We start from the raw sequence: 15,175 nt of genomic DNA, 5'->3' as shown, positions 1-15,175 counted from the left end.
CTCGGTTTTACCGCGGACAAAGTCCTGAAAGCAGCGGTCGCACCGCTTGGCGCAATTTGAGCTTGCCCGCACCCCCTTTCGAATACGGAAGATTCGGCAGGGACTGAAGAGCATGCGGATCACACCGTACAGGGAATTCACTTACGGAATACGGGAATTCGGAAATCCCGGGGCCGACGGCGCCCGCTACGCGCCCCCTCAGCCCTCCCGCCAGCCCTCCCGCCAGCCCTCCATCCCGTTCGGCGTCCCGCGAGCGGGACGTTCCACCAGGTCAGAGCCGGTGCCACCATTCCAGCGTCCCAAAAAGACCGATGGGAATGGCGGGTGGGACGGAACGTGGCGCAAGCTTCGGTCATCGCAGCGGGCCGCCCCTTCGAGGGCGGTGACGCCGATATCGACTTCCGGTCCCGGCCGCACATATGTACGGTCGGCGTCCATGAACCGGGAGATTTCGTTCCGGAAATCCGGAACCCAGGAAACTCGAAACTCAGAGAAAGCAGTTCAACGCATGCGTATCGCTCAGCCCTTCACCCGAGTGGCCGCCTCCTCCCTGGTCGCTGCCGCCGCTTTCGCACTCGTCGGTGTCCAGGCCGCGGGCCAGACGGCCTCCGCCGCCACCCCGCAGAAGGCCGCCGCGACCGTCGACTGCACCGCGGCGAACACGAAGCTGACCGTCGAGGACGTCTCCCGGCCCATCAACACCCTGCTGCTGACGGCCACCAACACCGGCACCAAGCCCTGCAACCTCTACGGTGCGCCCTACCTGGCCGCCGGCGCCGGCGCCCAGGCTCCCGTGCCGTGGCTGGACTCCAGCAAGCCCCAGGCCGTGGTGACCCTGGCTCCCGGCGAGTCCGGGTACGCCGGCATCGGGACCTCCAGCCCTGACGGCGACGACGGCCACATCGCCAAGACCCTGGGCGTGGACTTCTCGAACAAGAACCTGAACGGCTCGCTCGGCAAGGGCGCGACGCTGAAGCTGCCCGGCGGCGGCGTGTACTTCAACAGCGCCAACTTCGTCACGTACTGGCAGAGCGACGTGTACGACGCGCTGTTCGGCTGAGCCGGCCTGCATCCCACGGCACCGCCGGTGATGGCGGTGCCGTGGGCGCGCAGCAGGTGAAGAGGTCCGCCCGGACGCGTTGTTCGGGCAGCGGACCGGGTGGCCGAACAATCCGTGCCGCGGCTGAACTGGGCTCACCGGAAAGGGCCGCAGCACGGAGAGGGGTCGTCGGATGGGCAGGAGCAGGGGCGTCGCGGTCGTGGTCGCCGGGCTGGTACTGGCCGTCGGGGGGTGCGGGGAGGGCGGGACGGACGAGAAGGCCGCCCGGTCGCCGGCCGAGCCGAAGCCGGCCCGGTCGCCGTCGGCGTCGCCGTCGCCGCCGTCCGAACTCGTGGAGTGGGTCGGCGACATGTGCGAGGCGACGGTCGCGCTGCGGAACCTGCGCGAGGAGAGCGCCGCGGATCTGAAGGAGATCCGGGACTCGGACGACGAGACCGGGATGCTCGCCCACGCCCGCGCCCTCGGTTACCTCTCCAGGACACCGGCGGACGTGGAGACCGTGGCCGGTGACCTGGAGGCCCTCGGTCCGTCGGGCGTTCCCGCGGCCGACCGGCTGCGCGACGCCCTGCGGAAGAAGGTGAGGAGTGTCGCGAACGAGCTCGAAGCACAGTCACCGGCGGTGGGCCTCGAGTACGCCGAGAGCACTGTCGCGGACGCCGACAAGCGGGTCCAGTCCCTCACCCCGCCCCAGCCGGACCTGCCCGCGCTGACCAAGAAGGTTCCGCGGCTCGCGGCGGCGTACGAGCAGGCCGCTCAGTGCGCGCCGGGCTGGAAGCCCGACGGGTCGTCCGGGGAGGGCGACTCGCCCGCGCCCGACGCCACCGGCCCGCTGCCCGAGGCGGCGGACGGCAAGAACTACGCGGCCTGCTCGGACGGCGCGTGCGAGGTCCTGGTGACCTCCACCGCGGACATCACGGCGAAGGGCACGAAGGTGCACGTCATCGTGGCGGACGACTCCGTCACCTTCCAGTCGGGGGGCGGCCTGATACAACTCGGCGGCGGGGGCGGTGAGGCCGGGTTCGGCAACGGCCTGAAAGCGAACGTCGTCGCTCACAACAAGGACGGTGCCGTGCTGAAGTTCTCCCGCCCGTGAGCGCCTCTACGGCCCTCCGCACGCCTCCCTGTAGGGGAGTTGCGGCAGCTGCTGCTCCCAGTCGGCCCGGGTCAGGACGCCGCCGGTGTGCGCGCAGACGTACCGCGCCGCGCGGTCCGCGTCCAGCGTCCACACCCGGGCCGTGAGGTCGTAGCCGGCGGAGGTGAGGGTGTCGCCGCGCGGGCTGAACGCGACGGTGGTGACGGTGTCGAGGTGGCCGGTGAGTTCCTGGCCGGACGGCTCGGCCCGGGCCGGGTCGGACACGTCCCACAGGCGGACCGTGTGGTCGCCGCTGCCCGTCGCCAGCGTGGTGCCGTCCGGCGCGAAGGACAGGGCTCGGACCGCCGCGCGGTGCCCGGTCAGTGCCTGTCCCAACGGGCGGGCTCGGCCGCCCCGTTCGCCGTCTTCCCGCAAGTCCCGCACGTCCCGCATGTCCCGCACGTCCCACAGCCGCACCGTACGGTCGTCGCTGCCCGTCGCCAGGGTCCTCCCGTCCGGGGCGAAGGCCACCGCCTCGACCGACTCGTCGTGTCCGGTGAGGGCGGCGCCCGCGGGCCGGGCTCGCGTCCCGTCGCCGTCCACGTGCCACAGGCGGGCCGTGGCGTCCTCCGCGCCGGTGGCCAGGAGGCGGCCGTCCGGGGCGAAGGCCACGGAGGTGACCGTGTCCGTGTGGCCGCGCAAGCGTGCGCCGAGCGGGCGTGCGCGGTCCGGTCGCCGTACGTCCCACAGCCGGACCGTGTCGTCCGCGCCGCCGGTGGCCAGGGTGCGGCCGTCCGGCGCGAACGCGACGGCGTCGACCCCGCCGTCGTGGGCGCGCAGGGGCGCTCCGAGCGGGGCCGGGCGGTCGGGAGCGGAGACGTCCCACAGGCGTACGGTGCCGTCCGCGGAGCCGCTGACCGCCGTACGGCCGTCCGGCGCGAACGCGACGGCCAGCACCCGGTCCTCGTGGGCGAGCGGCCGCGGCAGCCGGCGCGGGCGGTCCGGGTGGCGTACGTCCCACAGGCGGACCAGACCGTCGTCGGTGCTGGCGGCGGCGAGCAGGCGGCCGTCGGGGCTGTAGGCGACGGCGGTCACCGGGTTGGTGAAGTCGGTGAGGACGGTCGGCGGCCGGTGCCACAGCAGGACGCCGCCGTCGGCGCCGGTGCTGGCGAGGGTACGGCCGTCGGGGCTGAAGGCCACCTCCCACACGGGCTCCGTGTGTCCGGTCAGCGGCTCCCCGAGCTGCTGCGGATAGGCGGGGTTGGCCACGTTCCACAGCAGCGGCGCGTCGTCCTCCCCGGCGCTCGCCAGCGTCTCCCCGTCGGGGCTGAACGCGACCGACAGGACGGGCGCGGTGTGGCCGGTGAGCGGTTCGCCCAGCGGCGTGAGCCGGTCCGGGCGGGACGCGTCCCACAGCCGTACGGTCTCGTCGAAGCCGGCGGTGGCCAGTGTGCGCCCGTCGGGCGAGAAGGCCAGGGTCCAGACCGGGTCGGTGTGGGCGCGCACGGGCTTGCCCAGCGGTGCGATCCCGCCGTTCCGGCCGTTCCCGCCGTTCCCGTCGTTCCCGCCGTAGCGCCACATCCGGACGGTGCCGTCGTAGCCCGCCGTCGCCAGGGCCTTCCCGTCCGGGGCGAAGGCGACCGCGCGGACGCTGCGGTCCTCCGAGTCGTCGGCTACGGCGGGATGGCCGAGCGGTGCGGGGCGGGCCGGGTCGGTCAGGTCCCACAGGCGTACGGTGCCGTCGTCGCCGGCCGTGGCGAGCGTGCGGCCGTCGGGGGCGAAGGCGGCGGAGACGATGTTCTCCCCGGCGTGGCTCACCAGCGGGCGGCCGAGGGCGCGGGGGTGCTGCCGGTCGCGCACGTCCCACAGGCGGATGACGCCGTCTTCGCCGGTGGCCGCCAGCAGGTCGCGGCCCGCCGGGGCGAAGGCGACCGCGCCGACCCGGTCCGTCCCCGGTCGCAGCGGCTCGCCCAACGTCCTGCCGCCGGTGTCCCACAGCCGGACCGTGCCGTCCTGGCCGCCGGCGGCCAGGGTGCGGCCGTCGGGCGCGAACGCCACGGAGCTGCCGCCCCCGTCGTGGCCGGGCAGCCGCGTGGCCAGCACCCGGCCCGCGTCCGAGGCCAGCCGGGTCCGCAGGTCCGGCGTGGAGCGCATGCGGTACGCGGCCACGTCGAGCCGGGCGGCCAGCCCGGCGTGGGTGTCGCGCACCCGGTCGGCCTCGGCGGTGAGCCCGCCGAACACCGCGTCGTCCCGTTCGGCCTGCGCGGTGGCGCGGGCCTGCAGGGCGACGACGGCGGTGCCGGTGGCGAGCAGGGCGAGCGCGGCGAGTACGGCGACGACCGTGCGGCGCAGGAGCGCGGCGCGCTGCCGGCGGCGCAGCGAAGTGGTGAGGAAGCGCCGTTCCAGGGAAGTGAGTTCGTCACTGCCGGGGTCGTGCGGGAAGGCGTCGCGGGCGGCGGACAGCCGGGAGCCGGCGTAGAGCGCGGCGTTCTCCTGCCCGAGGTCCTGCCAGGTGCGGGCCGCCTCGGACAGCGCGCGGTGGACGCGCAGCCGGTCGCGTTCGGCGTCGATCCAGGCGCGCAGCCGGGGCCAGGCGGTGATGAGCGCCTCGTGGGCGAGGTCGGCGGTGCCGTCGTCGAAGGTGATGAGGCGGGCCCGGGCCAGCCGTTCCAGGACCAGCCGGGTGTCGGCGGGGTCGCCGAAGTCCAGCTCCGCGTGGCCGGTGGGGCGGCGCGTGTCGGCGGTCCCGTCGCCGGGCGCGACGAGGCGCAGCAGGATCCGCCGGGCCAACTCCGCTTGTGGTGCCGTCAGTTCGCCGTACACCTGCTCGGCCGTCCGTACGACGGCGCCGTGCAGTCCGCCGGCCGCCTCGTACGCCGCCTCGGTCAGGGTCCGGCCGCTGCGGTGGCGCCAGGTCTCCAGCAGGGCGTGGGACATCAGCGGCAGTCCGCCGGGGGCGCCCTCGACCTCGTCCAGGAGCCGGTCGGTCAGGGCGCGTTCGACGATCAGTCCGGCCGCGGCGGCCGGGCGGACGACGGCCTCCCGCAGTTCCGCCCGGCTCATCGGCCCGGCGAGCAGCGTCGCGTCCTGCAACGCGGCGGTGAGTCCGGGGTGTTCGGCGCACCGGCCGAGGAAGTCGGCCCGCACGGCGATGACGACGCGCAGTCTGCTGTCGGCGGCGGTGGCGGCGACGAGCCGGTCTATGAAGGCGTCCCGGTCGGCCGGGTCGGCGCCGAGGGTGTACAGCTCCTCGAACTGGTCGACGATCAGCCAGGTGTCGGCGTCGGTGTCCGGTACGGGTTCCAGCCGCTCGGCGTGCGTGCGCAGCGGGTCCGCGCCCGGGGTGAGGATCCGTACGGCCGCGGGCGGCGCGTCATCGTCGTCGGCCGCCCGCAGCCGTGGGATCAGGCCCGCCCTCAGCAGCGACGACTTGCCGCTGCCGGAGGGGCCGAAGACGGCGGTGAAGCGGTGCTTGCGGTTCAGCCCGGTGAGCCGCTCCACGAGCCGGTCGCGGCCGAAGAACAGTTCGGCGTCGCCCGGTTCGAACCGGGTCAGGCCGCGATAGGGCGGCCGGGCGGTGTCCTCGGCGGCGCTCTCGGCGGCCAGTTCCTCCGACGCCTCGCGCCAGCGTCGCTCCCACTCGGCGAGGTCGCCGCCGCAGGCCCTGACGTAGGCGAGCGTCACCGCGCGGGTGGGCAGTTGCTTGCCCGCCGCCGCCTGCGACAGCGTCGTCACCCCGTACCGCGCCCGCCGGGCCATCTCCCGGTACGTCGGTCTGCCCGCGGCCTCGCGCAGCGCACGCAGCCCGGCGGCGAACCGCTGCACCGGCCCGGCCTCCGGATCCAGCTCCCCCTCGGCGCGACCCGGCCCTGTCTGTCCCGGCACGTGCCGCCCCCTCACCTCGTACGCCCCTCCCCCGACTCTCGGCCGTATCGACGGCCGTGACACGGGCGTTCACCCCATCCTCACGCTTCCTCCAGGCCACACGGCCCGGTACGCGCCTGGCGGGTTGTTCGGTGCCGGGAGGGGACCAGCCGAACAACCGCGCACGGCGGTCGAATGGCCGAAGGACGTGGCCGGACGGCCCCGGGGCGGCGGTCCGAACCCTGCGAGGGGAGGGCTCGGGCCGCCCCGCCCTCCTGGACACGTCCGCACACATCCGCGACAGGCTGGAGGAGAGCCATGCACGGACGCCATCACACCCGGCACGGGGTGATCACCGCATGACGTACCCGGCGTACGAACCCGGCCCGCCCCTGCCGTCGGAACCCGGTCCGCCCCTGCCGCCGGAGCCCTCCGCGCCGCCGCGGCCCCCGGTCCCCGCCGACCCGTGGGCGGTGGCCCTCGGCAACGCGGCCCTGCTCGGCATCGGTTATCTGCTGCTGCGCCGGTGGCGCCTGGCCGCGGTCGCCGCACTCGGCTCGGCCGTGCTCCTCGGCCTCACCGCCTCCACCGCCCAGGGCCGCTACGAGATCCTGCTGCTCCTGTGGTGGGCTGCGGGCATCGCCCACGGCTGGTTCCTGGCCCGTCGCCGCCCGGAACGGGCCGTGCGACGCGGGCAGCGCGCGGGCACGCTCGCCCTGGCGCTCGCGGTGGTGCTGACCGCCGTACTGCTGCGTGCCGACGCGTACGGCATCGCCGGCCGCGTGACCGAGGCCCGCGAGGGCGGCGACTGCGAGGCGGCCGTCGCCGCGCAGGGCGAGGTGTGGTGGGGCCACCGCCTGGCGGGCGCGCCCGTGGTGGACCCCGGAGACGCGGTGGTCGCGGCCTGCCGCCGGCTGGCCGGGGCGGCGGACACCCTGGCCCGCGCCACCCGCAGAGGCAGCACCGAGGACCTGGGACGCGGCTTCGGCACGCTCGCCGACGTCCTGAAGGAACCCGGCAACGAGCAGACCGTCAGGACGGCCCTGGACACCTTCCTCGCCGGCCTGCCCACCGACGACTCCTGCGACACCGCCGCCCTCACCGCCTGGCTCCGCGACCGCGGCCCCACCCACGACGTCCTGGACCGCTCCGCCGGCACGGCGGCACGCACGGAACCCGCCGCCCTGGTGGGCTGCGGCGACCACCTGATGACCGAGGACGCCTGGCAGCAGGCCCGGACCCACTACCAGCGGCTCCTCGACGCCTACCCCGACGACGCCCGCACGGACGAGGCCCGCGACGGCGTCCGCAAAGCCACCCTCGCCATCGAACTGGACCACGTGCGCGGCCTGGTGGACAACACCTACGGCGCCGACTCCGGCTACTGCTCCAAGCCGGCGAAGTACAGCGGAGCCCCGCCGTACCGCAAGGGCACCCACCGCGCCCTGTTCCTCGGCGACTCCGAGTACACGGACAAGCTCCCCGGCTCCTGGCGCACCGGCGACCCGGCCAAGGCCGCGCTCGTGGTCTGCTCGGGCGCGGCGGAGAACGGAGCCGCCGTGCAGACCTGCCCCTACGAGAACGACAAGTCGAAGTACCTGCCCCACCAAGTGACCTTCTACAAGGTCAAGATCCCCCTGAAGGTCTACGAACTGCGCACCGGCAAGCGCCTCGACCCGCGCTCGGTCCAGATCGGCGGCGGGAGCTGCCCGAGCGTCCTGCGCTACAAGTACTACATGTACGGCCTGGGACCGGGCGACCAGTTCGTCTCGACGTCCACGTCGGGCGTACGGGAGGCGTTCCGCCCGGTCGTCCGACGATGACCATCCGCCCGGCCCGGCCCTCACGCCCGCCGCATCCGCCGCAGCGTGCCCCCGGCCGGGAGCACGGTGGCCACCGTGGCGAGCAGCAGACAACCGGCCACCACACCCGCGAGCCACGGCCAGGCCACCGACAACTCGACCGGCAGCCCCAGTTCCCGGCGCAGCCCTTGAGCCATGCCGAACAGGGCCGGAGCGGCCACCGCCACGCCCAGGGCGGCGCCCAGGGCGACGACGCAGCACGTCTCGGCCGCGAGCGTCAGCAGCACCTGGCGCGGTGTCGCACCGGACAGGCGCAGGACGCGGAGGTCCCGTACCCGGCCGGCGGTCGCCGTCAGCACGGTGGAGGCGACGGCCATCATGGTGTAGCCCGCGGTGAGGGTGACGAGGATCAGGGTGAACAGCCACACCAGCCGGTCCTCCTCGGCGTCGTCCGATGCCGCGTGGACCGCCACCGGGACCTCCTCGGCGCCCAGTCCCGAGAGGGACGGCGCCGGTGTGGCGGTGGTGCGGTAGACGACGTCCGCGAGGGCCGACGGGTCGTGGGCGCGTACCAGTTCACGCGGCAGGAACACCTGGTACGGCATGGAGTCGTCCAGCACGGCGCTCACGCGCAGGTGCCGGGTGCGGCCGTCCTCGAAGGTGAGGGTGGCGGTCCGGCCCTCCCGCCAGCCGTGCGCGGCGGCCACGGCGGCGGTGACGGCGACGGTGGTCGAGCGGGGCGCCGGAGCCCGGTACGTCCTCTCGAAGCCGGGCGTCACCCCGGCCGCCGACAAGGCGGCCCTGCCCTCGCCGCCGTGGACCGTCGTCGACAGCAGCGCCGTGCCCCCGACCCGGTCGACCACGGCGTCCGACAGGCCCGGTGTGCCCCGGGGCACGACGGCCGCCTCGGCCCGCACGGCCGCGGCCTGCCGGGTGGTGTCGGCGCTCCGGGTGGTCTGCACGGCACTGGTGATCAGTACGGCGAAGGCGACGGTCGCCAGCACGGGGGCGATCGTGGCGGAGGTGCGGCGCACCGCGGTGAGCATGTTCTCGCGCACGAGCACGGCCGTGGCGCCGGGGCGCCGGGCGAGCGGGCGGGTCAGTGCCCCGATCACGGGCCGGGTCAACACCGGCAGCAGGAGGGTGAGTCCGGCCGTCAGGCTCATGGCCGCGCCCAGGACCAGCAGCACCATGGCGTCGGCCCCCGCGAAGGCCGTACCCGCCGAGCAGGCCGCGCCCAGGCCCGTCGCCGTCAGCCCGGTGGCCCACCGGCGGCGGGTCATCGGCCGGTTGTCCACCGCTGCCTCCCGCATCACCTCGAGCGGCTTCACCCGGGAGGCCCGACGCGCCGCCGCGCCCGCTCCGGCGAGTGCCACGGCCACGCCCAGGGCCCAGGCGACGGCCGGTACCCACCAGCGGACGCTCACCTCGAAGCCGGCCGGCTGGAAGCCCGCGTCGATCAACAGCCCGGTCATCGCGGGCGCCAGGACGGCTCCCGCGGCCGCCCCCGCCGCCGCGCCGACGGCGCCCACCGCCAGGGCCTCCCCGTACACCAGCCGCCGCACCTGCCGCGGTGACGCGCCGATCGTGCGCAGCAGGCCGAACTCACGGCGCCGCTGGGCGATGGCGAACGCGAACGTCGAGGACACGTTGAAGACGGTGACGAACGCGGACAGCAGTGCCATGGCGGTGAGCACCTGACCGCCGATCCACCGGGTCATCTCGTCCTGCTGCGGTGCGAGCACGTCACGGGAGGCGCCCGTCAGGACGGTGCCGTCATCACCGACGGCGTTCCGGGCGGCGGCCGCGACGCGGGCGGGGTCGGTGCCGGGTTCGAGGACCAGGCCGATGGTGCGTACCCCGCCCGCCAGTTCCCCGGCCCGCCGGTCGGTGACGTAGTAGCCGGGGCCGTCGACCGTGCCGGACACCACGAAGCGCTGCGGTCCGCGCGCCGTCAGCACCGTGAGGGGCTGGCCGGGCCGGTGTCCGAGGGAGTCGTCCACGACGATCTCACCGTCCGCCGTCGGCGCTCTGCCCCCGCTCAGGCCGTACGTGGCGAGCGCGGCGGCCGACCAGGGGTGGCCCTGCCGCTCCCCCGTGCGCTGATCGCTGCCGGGTGCCTGCGCGTAGAAGGACCGGTCGGCCACCGCGGCGGCCACTCCCGGCAGCCGGCCGAGTTCACGGCGCAGTTCCCCGGCGCGCTCCGGCGCCCACGGCGGGTTCTCCGTGAACACCCCGGCGGTCGGCGCCCCCGCCGGGCTGCGCACCAGCACCGGCGCCCCCGCGAGCCGCTGCGGCACCCCCGTGCCGTCCGACAGCAGCACCAGCGCGCTCATCGTGACGACCGCGACGCCCACCGCCACGGCCACGAAGGACCCCAGGAAAGAGGTCCACCGCTCTCTCGCTGTCGCCAGGCTGATCACGGCCGCACCTCCAGGGCGGCCGTCCGCGCCGCGATCGCCTCGGCGCCCTCGGCGCCCGGCAGTTCGTCCGCGAGCCGGCCGTCGGCCAGCAGCAGCACCCGGTCCGCGTACGCCGCGGCGGCCGGGTCGTGCGTCACCATCACGACCGTCTGCCCGCGGCCGTCCACCAGGGACCGCAGCAGCCGCAGCACGACCCGCGAGGCGGTGCTGTCCAGCGCGCCGGTCGGCTCGTCGGCGAAGAGGACGGCGGGCCGGGAGATCATCGCCCGGGCGATCGCGACGCGCTGCTGCTGGCCGCCGGACAGTTCGCTCGGCCGGTGTCCGTGCCGGTCCGCGAGTCCGACCGCGGCGAGTGCGGCGTGCACCTCGTCCGCCGAGGGGCGTGACCCGGCCAGTCTCAGGGGCAGTTCGACGTTCTGCGCGGCGGTCAGGGCCGAGACCAGGTTGAACGCCTGGAAGACGAATCCGATCCGGTCCCGGCGCAGCACCGTGAGCGCGTTCTCGTCCAGCCCGCTCAGGTCCGTACCGCCGATCAGCACCTCGCCGGCGCTCGGCCGGTCGATGCCCGCCGCGCAGTGCAGCAGGGTGGACTTGCCGGAGCCCGAGGGGCCCATGACGGCCGTCATCGTCCCGGCCGCGAAGTCCAGGGTGACGTCGTCGAGTGCGGTGACGGCGCGGTCGCCGGTGCCGTAGCGCTTGGTGAGCGACCGGAGCTGGACGGGCAGGACTGCTGAAGTGCCGTGCGCCTTGGTCGTACGGGTCGTGGTCATGCCCTCAAGCCAACGACGCGGACACCACCCGGCACATTGCCGCCAGGGCGAGTGCCGATACTCCACCTGGCACTACTGCCTCCACCCCCCGGCGCCGCTACGGTCGACCGCGTGACCACCCCCCGAACCGTCCTGGAGGCCCTCACCCGCAGCCCGTTGGGGTTCCTCCGTACCGCGTGGCCGTGGCGCGCCCTGGGATATCTCCTGTCCGGCGGCGTGTTCGCGACCGCTGTCTACCTCGGTGTGGCCGGGCTGTTCACCGCGCCCATCGGCACGATCGCCAAGGTGCTCTGCGCGGGAGCCGTGGTGGTCTTCGCCGCCGCCCTCGCGGGGCCCCTGGAGCGGCGTCGCCTCTCCCTCGTCGACGCCGGCGACCGGCCGGAGTCGTCGGGCGGTCCACGGGCCGTCGGCTACGGCGTCGTATCGGTCCTGGCGGTCGGCTGGATGGACCTCGCCGTGGCCCTGGTCTCGCTCGGCATCCCGGGCTTCCTCCTGCTGACGCCCTTCCAGCCCACCGCCCTGCCCTGGCAGACCGTGGCGGGCCCGGTCGCCGGCGCGCTGCTGCTGCCCGTGGCCGCGTATCCCATCGGGGCGTGGGCCGCCGTCCGTGCGGCGGTGGGCCGGGCCGTGCTCTTCCCGAAGGACCGCGAACTGCGCGAGGTCGTACGGTCCCGGGCCCGACTCGTCGACGCCTTCGAGACGGAACGCCGCCGCATCGAACGCGACCTGCACGACGGTGCCCAGCAGCGGCTCGTCGCCCTCACGATGAAGCTGGGCCTGGCCACCCTCGACCTGCCGCCCGGCAGCGCGGCGGCGCGGCAGGTCGGCGAGGCCCACGCTCTCGCCAAGGAGGCGCTCACCGAGCTGCGCGAACTGATCCGGGGCATCCATCCGCAGATCCTGACGGAACGCGGACTGCCCGCCGCCGTACGGGACATCGCCGGGCGCTGCCCGGTCCCCGCCGACCTCGGCCTCGACCTCCCGGGCCGGCTGCCGGCCGCCGTCGAGCAGACGGCGTACTACGTGACCGCCGAGGCCCTCACCAACATCGCCCGGCACAGCGGTGCCGACCGCTGCCGCGTCAGCGCCCGCTGCCGCGACGGCGTGCTCCGCCTCGACATCGAGGACAACGGCTCCGGCGACGCCGAGCCCGCTCGCGGCACGGGTCTCGTCGGCCTCGCCGACCGGATCGCCGCCGCCGGCGGCAGAATGCTCCTGTCCAGCCCGCCCGGCGGACCCACCCTGCTGAGAGCGGAGATCCCGTGCGCCGGTCCGTCCACCTAGGGGGCTTCTGATGCGGCAGTCCCTGCGCCTGGTGATCGCGGAGGACGCCGTCCTCCTGCGGGAGGGTCTCGTCCATCTGCTGGAGCGCTTCGGCCACCGGGTGCTCGCCGCCGTGGGCGACGGCCTGGCCCTGCTCGCCGCCGCCCGGGAACACCGCCCCGACCTGGTGATCACGGACGTCCGTATGCCACCGGGCCAGACGGACGAGGGCCTGCGCACGGCCCGCCGGCTCCAGGCCGAGCAGCCCGGGCTGGCGGTCCTCGTGCTCAGCCAGTACGTCGAGCAGACCTTCGCCGACGAACTCCTGGACGACCGCGGCAACAGCGTCGGCACGGGCTACCTCCTGAAGGAACGCATCGGCGACGTCGAGGAGTTCGCCGACGCCGTCGCCCGTGTCGCCGCCGGGGCGACGGTCGTCGACCCGGAGGTCGTACGCCAGCTCCTCGCCCGCCGCCGCGACCCCCTGGACCGGCTCACGCCCCGCGAACGCGAGGTCCTGGCCCTCATGGCGGAGGGCCGCTCCAACGCGGCGATCGCCCGCCGCCTGGTCGTCACGGACGCGGCCGTCGCCAAGCACATCGCGAGCATCCTCCAGAAACTGGACCTGCCCCCGTCGGCCCCCGACGACCACCGCCGGGTACTGGCGGTACTGGCCTACTTGCGGGCCTGACCGGGCACCGGCGCACCGGTCGAGGGCCTCGCTCCCGCCCGCCGCACCCGCACCGCACGCACTCCCAGGAACACCAGCAGCCCGAACGGCGACAGCAGGATCGTGAGGACCAGCAGCGGTCCCATCAGCAGGGCGGGGATCTTCAGCCGCCGGCCCTCCCGGTACATCCACTGCCCGACCAGCAGGTCCCAGGCGATGACCTGCGCCCAGACGGCACCGGCCCCGTCCGGCAGGGCCGTCAGCTCGCGGAAGCTGCCGAGGTCCGGACTGCTGACCGCGGTCCACAGCTCGGGGAACACCGGTACCGCGAGCGCGACATACACGAAGAGCACCGGCAGCACGGTCAGCGGTGACCCGGCGATGCGAGCGGTCGGCCCCCACGCCGGCGCGAAGATCATGAGCAGCCAGACGGGCGCGGCCAGGAGGAAGGACAGGTCGAAGAGGAATCCGGTCATGCCACGAGGTCCTTCGAGGCGGGAGCACCTGCCGCGTCTGTCACCCCGTGTGGAGGAGAGGTCCGGCCCGTCCGCACAGCTCCGTACACCCCGAGGGCGACGGCGAGCAGGATCAGCCCGGCCGCCCCCAGCGTCGCCCCGTCCGGACGCATCAGCGGCTGTCCGCGCAACGCCTGCCAGAGGAGCAGCGCGAAGACGGCGGCGTACGCACCCGAGGCGACCAGCACGAGACGCAGCCGGATCCGCTCGTCGGCGAGGCGTGTGAAGCGCGGTGCGAGCACGGTCAGCACCATGAGGAGCAGCGGCAGGAGTTGCAGGGCGTGCATACCGAAGAAGTGCGGGATGCGCAGATCACCGCCGGCCGTGGACCAGCCGGTCAGCGGCATCGAGGGGCCCCCGTCCGGCACGCCCACGCTGTGCGCACCGACCACCCTGGAGACGCCGCGCTCCTGCCCCGGCGCGGGCTGGGTCATCAGGAAGCCGACGGCTGCCCCGGCCAGCGCCAGCAGGATCCCCGAGCGCATCGCCCAGGCGGACGCCCGGTCGGCGATCCGGGCGCCGAGCAGCAGCACGGCGACGACGAGCGTGCCGGCCCACAGGACGACGACCGTGACGGCCATCGCGTTGAACAGCGCCTCGTCGAACGGTGTCTCGTGGTTGAAGTGGCTGCGCTTGCCGCGGACGACCTGCCCGGTGATGATCACCATCTCGACCAGGCTCGCCAGCGCGACGACGGTCCCCGCCCACCAGCCCACGCGCCGCCGGTCGGGCAGCAGCGACAGCATCCAGGCGAGCGACAGGCAGTACGCCACGAACGACACCGCGAACTTGAACGGCTTGGCCCAGATCGGGGCCCCCACCAGCACACGGTCGTCGACCACGATTCCCACCGCGGACACGACCGCCAGGACCGCCATCGCGGCCGAGAACACCGCCAGCGGCCGATGCCAGGACGTACGTAAGAACACCATGCCCACCCCTGATTCAGATGACCAGCTAATGGATAGCGGCACTATCCGCTATCGGATAGCCCCACTATCTATCATGGGAGCCGGGTCGGCAAGAGTCGGTCCCACGGGCAGGGCGAATTTCGAGGAGTGAACCGGCGTTGCGCATCGGAGAGTTGAGCCGGAAGACCGGGGTGCCGGTGCCGACGATCAAGTACTACGTCCGTGAAGGGCTGCTCCCCGGGGGTGAGCTGACCAGCCGCAACCAGGCGAGTTACGACGAGACACACGAACGCCGGCTCCGGCTGATCCGCGCCCTGCTCGACGTCGGCGGCATGAAGGTGGCGGAGATCGCGGACGTCCTGGCGGCCGTCGACGACCCGGACCGCCCCCTGCACAAGGTGCTCGGTGCGGCAGCCGACCGCATGGGCGGCCCGGCCGCCGACCAGGACGACGCCGAAGCGGCGGCCGCCCGCACCGCCGTGTCCGACCTCATCTCCCGACGCGGCTGGCGCACCCACGCCTCGAACCCCGCCGCCGCCGACCTCTCCAGAGCCCTGGCCGCCCTGACCCGGCTGGGCCACGGAACCTTCGCCGAACTCCTCGACACCTACGCCGAAGCCGCCGAACAGGTGGCCCGGGCCGACCTCGCGTACGTGGACCGGCGGGTCGCGGTCGAGGACATGGTGGAGGGCGTGGTCATCGGCACGGTCCTGGGCGAGGCGGTGTTCAGCGCGCTGCGCCGCCTGGCCCATGTCGACGCCTCGGCCAGGCTGTACGGGGCGGAGGGGGCGCCGCGGGGCGGCGAGAGCTAGCGGACACCCCCAA

At 74.4% G+C, this 15,175-nt stretch carries 11 protein-coding genes; 6 read left to right on the top strand and 5 right to left on the bottom strand.

All coding sequences use genetic code 11. From position 1 onward, the window contains the following. Nucleotides 1–508 precede the first annotated feature (508 nt). Nucleotides 509–1,060, top strand: coding sequence for a DUF4232 domain-containing protein (locus tag ACZ3I3_RS01285; RefSeq protein WP_467361579.1), 552 nt, complete (start codon nucleotides 509–511; stop codon nucleotides 1,058–1,060). A 172-nt stretch (nucleotides 1,061–1,232) separates the two neighbouring features. Further along, nucleotides 1,233–2,153 (top strand): hypothetical protein, encoded by a 921-nt coding sequence (locus ACZ3I3_RS01280; protein WP_467361577.1) that lies wholly within the window; start codon nucleotides 1,233–1,235, stop codon nucleotides 2,151–2,153. Between the two features lie 6 nt (nucleotides 2,154–2,159). Here the strand turns inward: ACZ3I3_RS01280 and ACZ3I3_RS01275 are convergent, their stop codons facing one another. Next, entirely contained in the window at nucleotides 2,160–6,017 is a 3,858-nt protein-coding gene (locus ACZ3I3_RS01275) for an nSTAND1 domain-containing NTPase (protein WP_467361576.1), read from the bottom strand. 338 nt (nucleotides 6,018–6,355) lie between these two features. Between ACZ3I3_RS01275 and ACZ3I3_RS01270 the strand changes: the two genes are divergently transcribed. Beyond that, entirely contained in the window at nucleotides 6,356–7,819 is a 1,464-nt protein-coding gene (locus ACZ3I3_RS01270) for a hypothetical protein (protein ID WP_467361575.1), read from the top strand. A gap of 20 nt (nucleotides 7,820–7,839) precedes the next feature. Here the strand turns inward: ACZ3I3_RS01270 and ACZ3I3_RS01265 are convergent, their stop codons facing one another. Continuing rightward, nucleotides 7,840–10,221, bottom strand: coding sequence for an ABC transporter permease (locus ACZ3I3_RS01265; protein ID WP_467361573.1), 2,382 nt, complete (start codon nucleotides 10,219–10,221; stop codon nucleotides 7,840–7,842). Then, nucleotides 10,218–10,991, bottom strand: coding sequence for an ABC transporter ATP-binding protein (locus tag ACZ3I3_RS01260; protein ID WP_467361571.1), 774 nt, complete (start codon nucleotides 10,989–10,991; stop codon nucleotides 10,218–10,220). Before ACZ3I3_RS01260 ends, ACZ3I3_RS01265 begins: the two co-directional genes overlap by 4 nt. A 111-nt stretch (nucleotides 10,992–11,102) precedes the next feature. Here ACZ3I3_RS01260 and ACZ3I3_RS01255 point away from each other — a divergent pair, with 111 nt between their 5' ends. After that, nucleotides 11,103–12,275, top strand: coding sequence for a sensor histidine kinase (locus ACZ3I3_RS01255; RefSeq protein WP_467361569.1), 1,173 nt, complete (start codon nucleotides 11,103–11,105; stop codon nucleotides 12,273–12,275). Between the two features lie 10 nt (nucleotides 12,276–12,285). Beyond that, nucleotides 12,286–12,945 (top strand): response regulator, encoded by a 660-nt coding sequence (locus ACZ3I3_RS01250; RefSeq protein ID WP_467361567.1) that lies wholly within the window; start codon nucleotides 12,286–12,288, stop codon nucleotides 12,943–12,945. Here ACZ3I3_RS01250 and ACZ3I3_RS01245 read toward each other — a convergent pair. Both ACZ3I3_RS01245 and ACZ3I3_RS01240 read right to left on the bottom strand, forming a co-directional pair. Continuing rightward, nucleotides 12,930–13,400: an ABA4-like family protein gene (locus tag ACZ3I3_RS01245; RefSeq protein WP_467361566.1), complete on the bottom strand. Its 471-nt coding sequence runs from the start codon at nucleotides 13,398–13,400 to the stop codon at nucleotides 12,930–12,932. The genes ACZ3I3_RS01250 and ACZ3I3_RS01245 overlap by 16 nt on opposite strands. Beyond that, complete coding sequence (locus tag ACZ3I3_RS01240) at nucleotides 13,397–14,317, bottom strand: hypothetical protein (RefSeq protein ID WP_467361970.1); 921 nt, start codon at nucleotides 14,315–14,317, stop codon at nucleotides 13,397–13,399. The genes ACZ3I3_RS01245 and ACZ3I3_RS01240 overlap by 4 nt, the downstream gene beginning before the upstream one ends. 191 nt (nucleotides 14,318–14,508) lie before the next feature. Between ACZ3I3_RS01240 and ACZ3I3_RS01235 the strand changes: the two genes are divergently transcribed. Then, nucleotides 14,509–15,162: a MerR family transcriptional regulator gene (locus ACZ3I3_RS01235; RefSeq protein WP_467361564.1), complete on the top strand. Its 654-nt coding sequence runs from the start codon at nucleotides 14,509–14,511 to the stop codon at nucleotides 15,160–15,162. The last annotated feature ends 13 nt before the right edge of the window (nucleotides 15,163–15,175 follow it).

It is taken from the genome of Streptomyces sp. NPDC016851 (genome assembly GCF_055562795.1).
The sequence above is the reverse complement of the archived record's forward strand: the minus strand, read 5'-3'. Positions and strand labels throughout refer to the sequence as shown.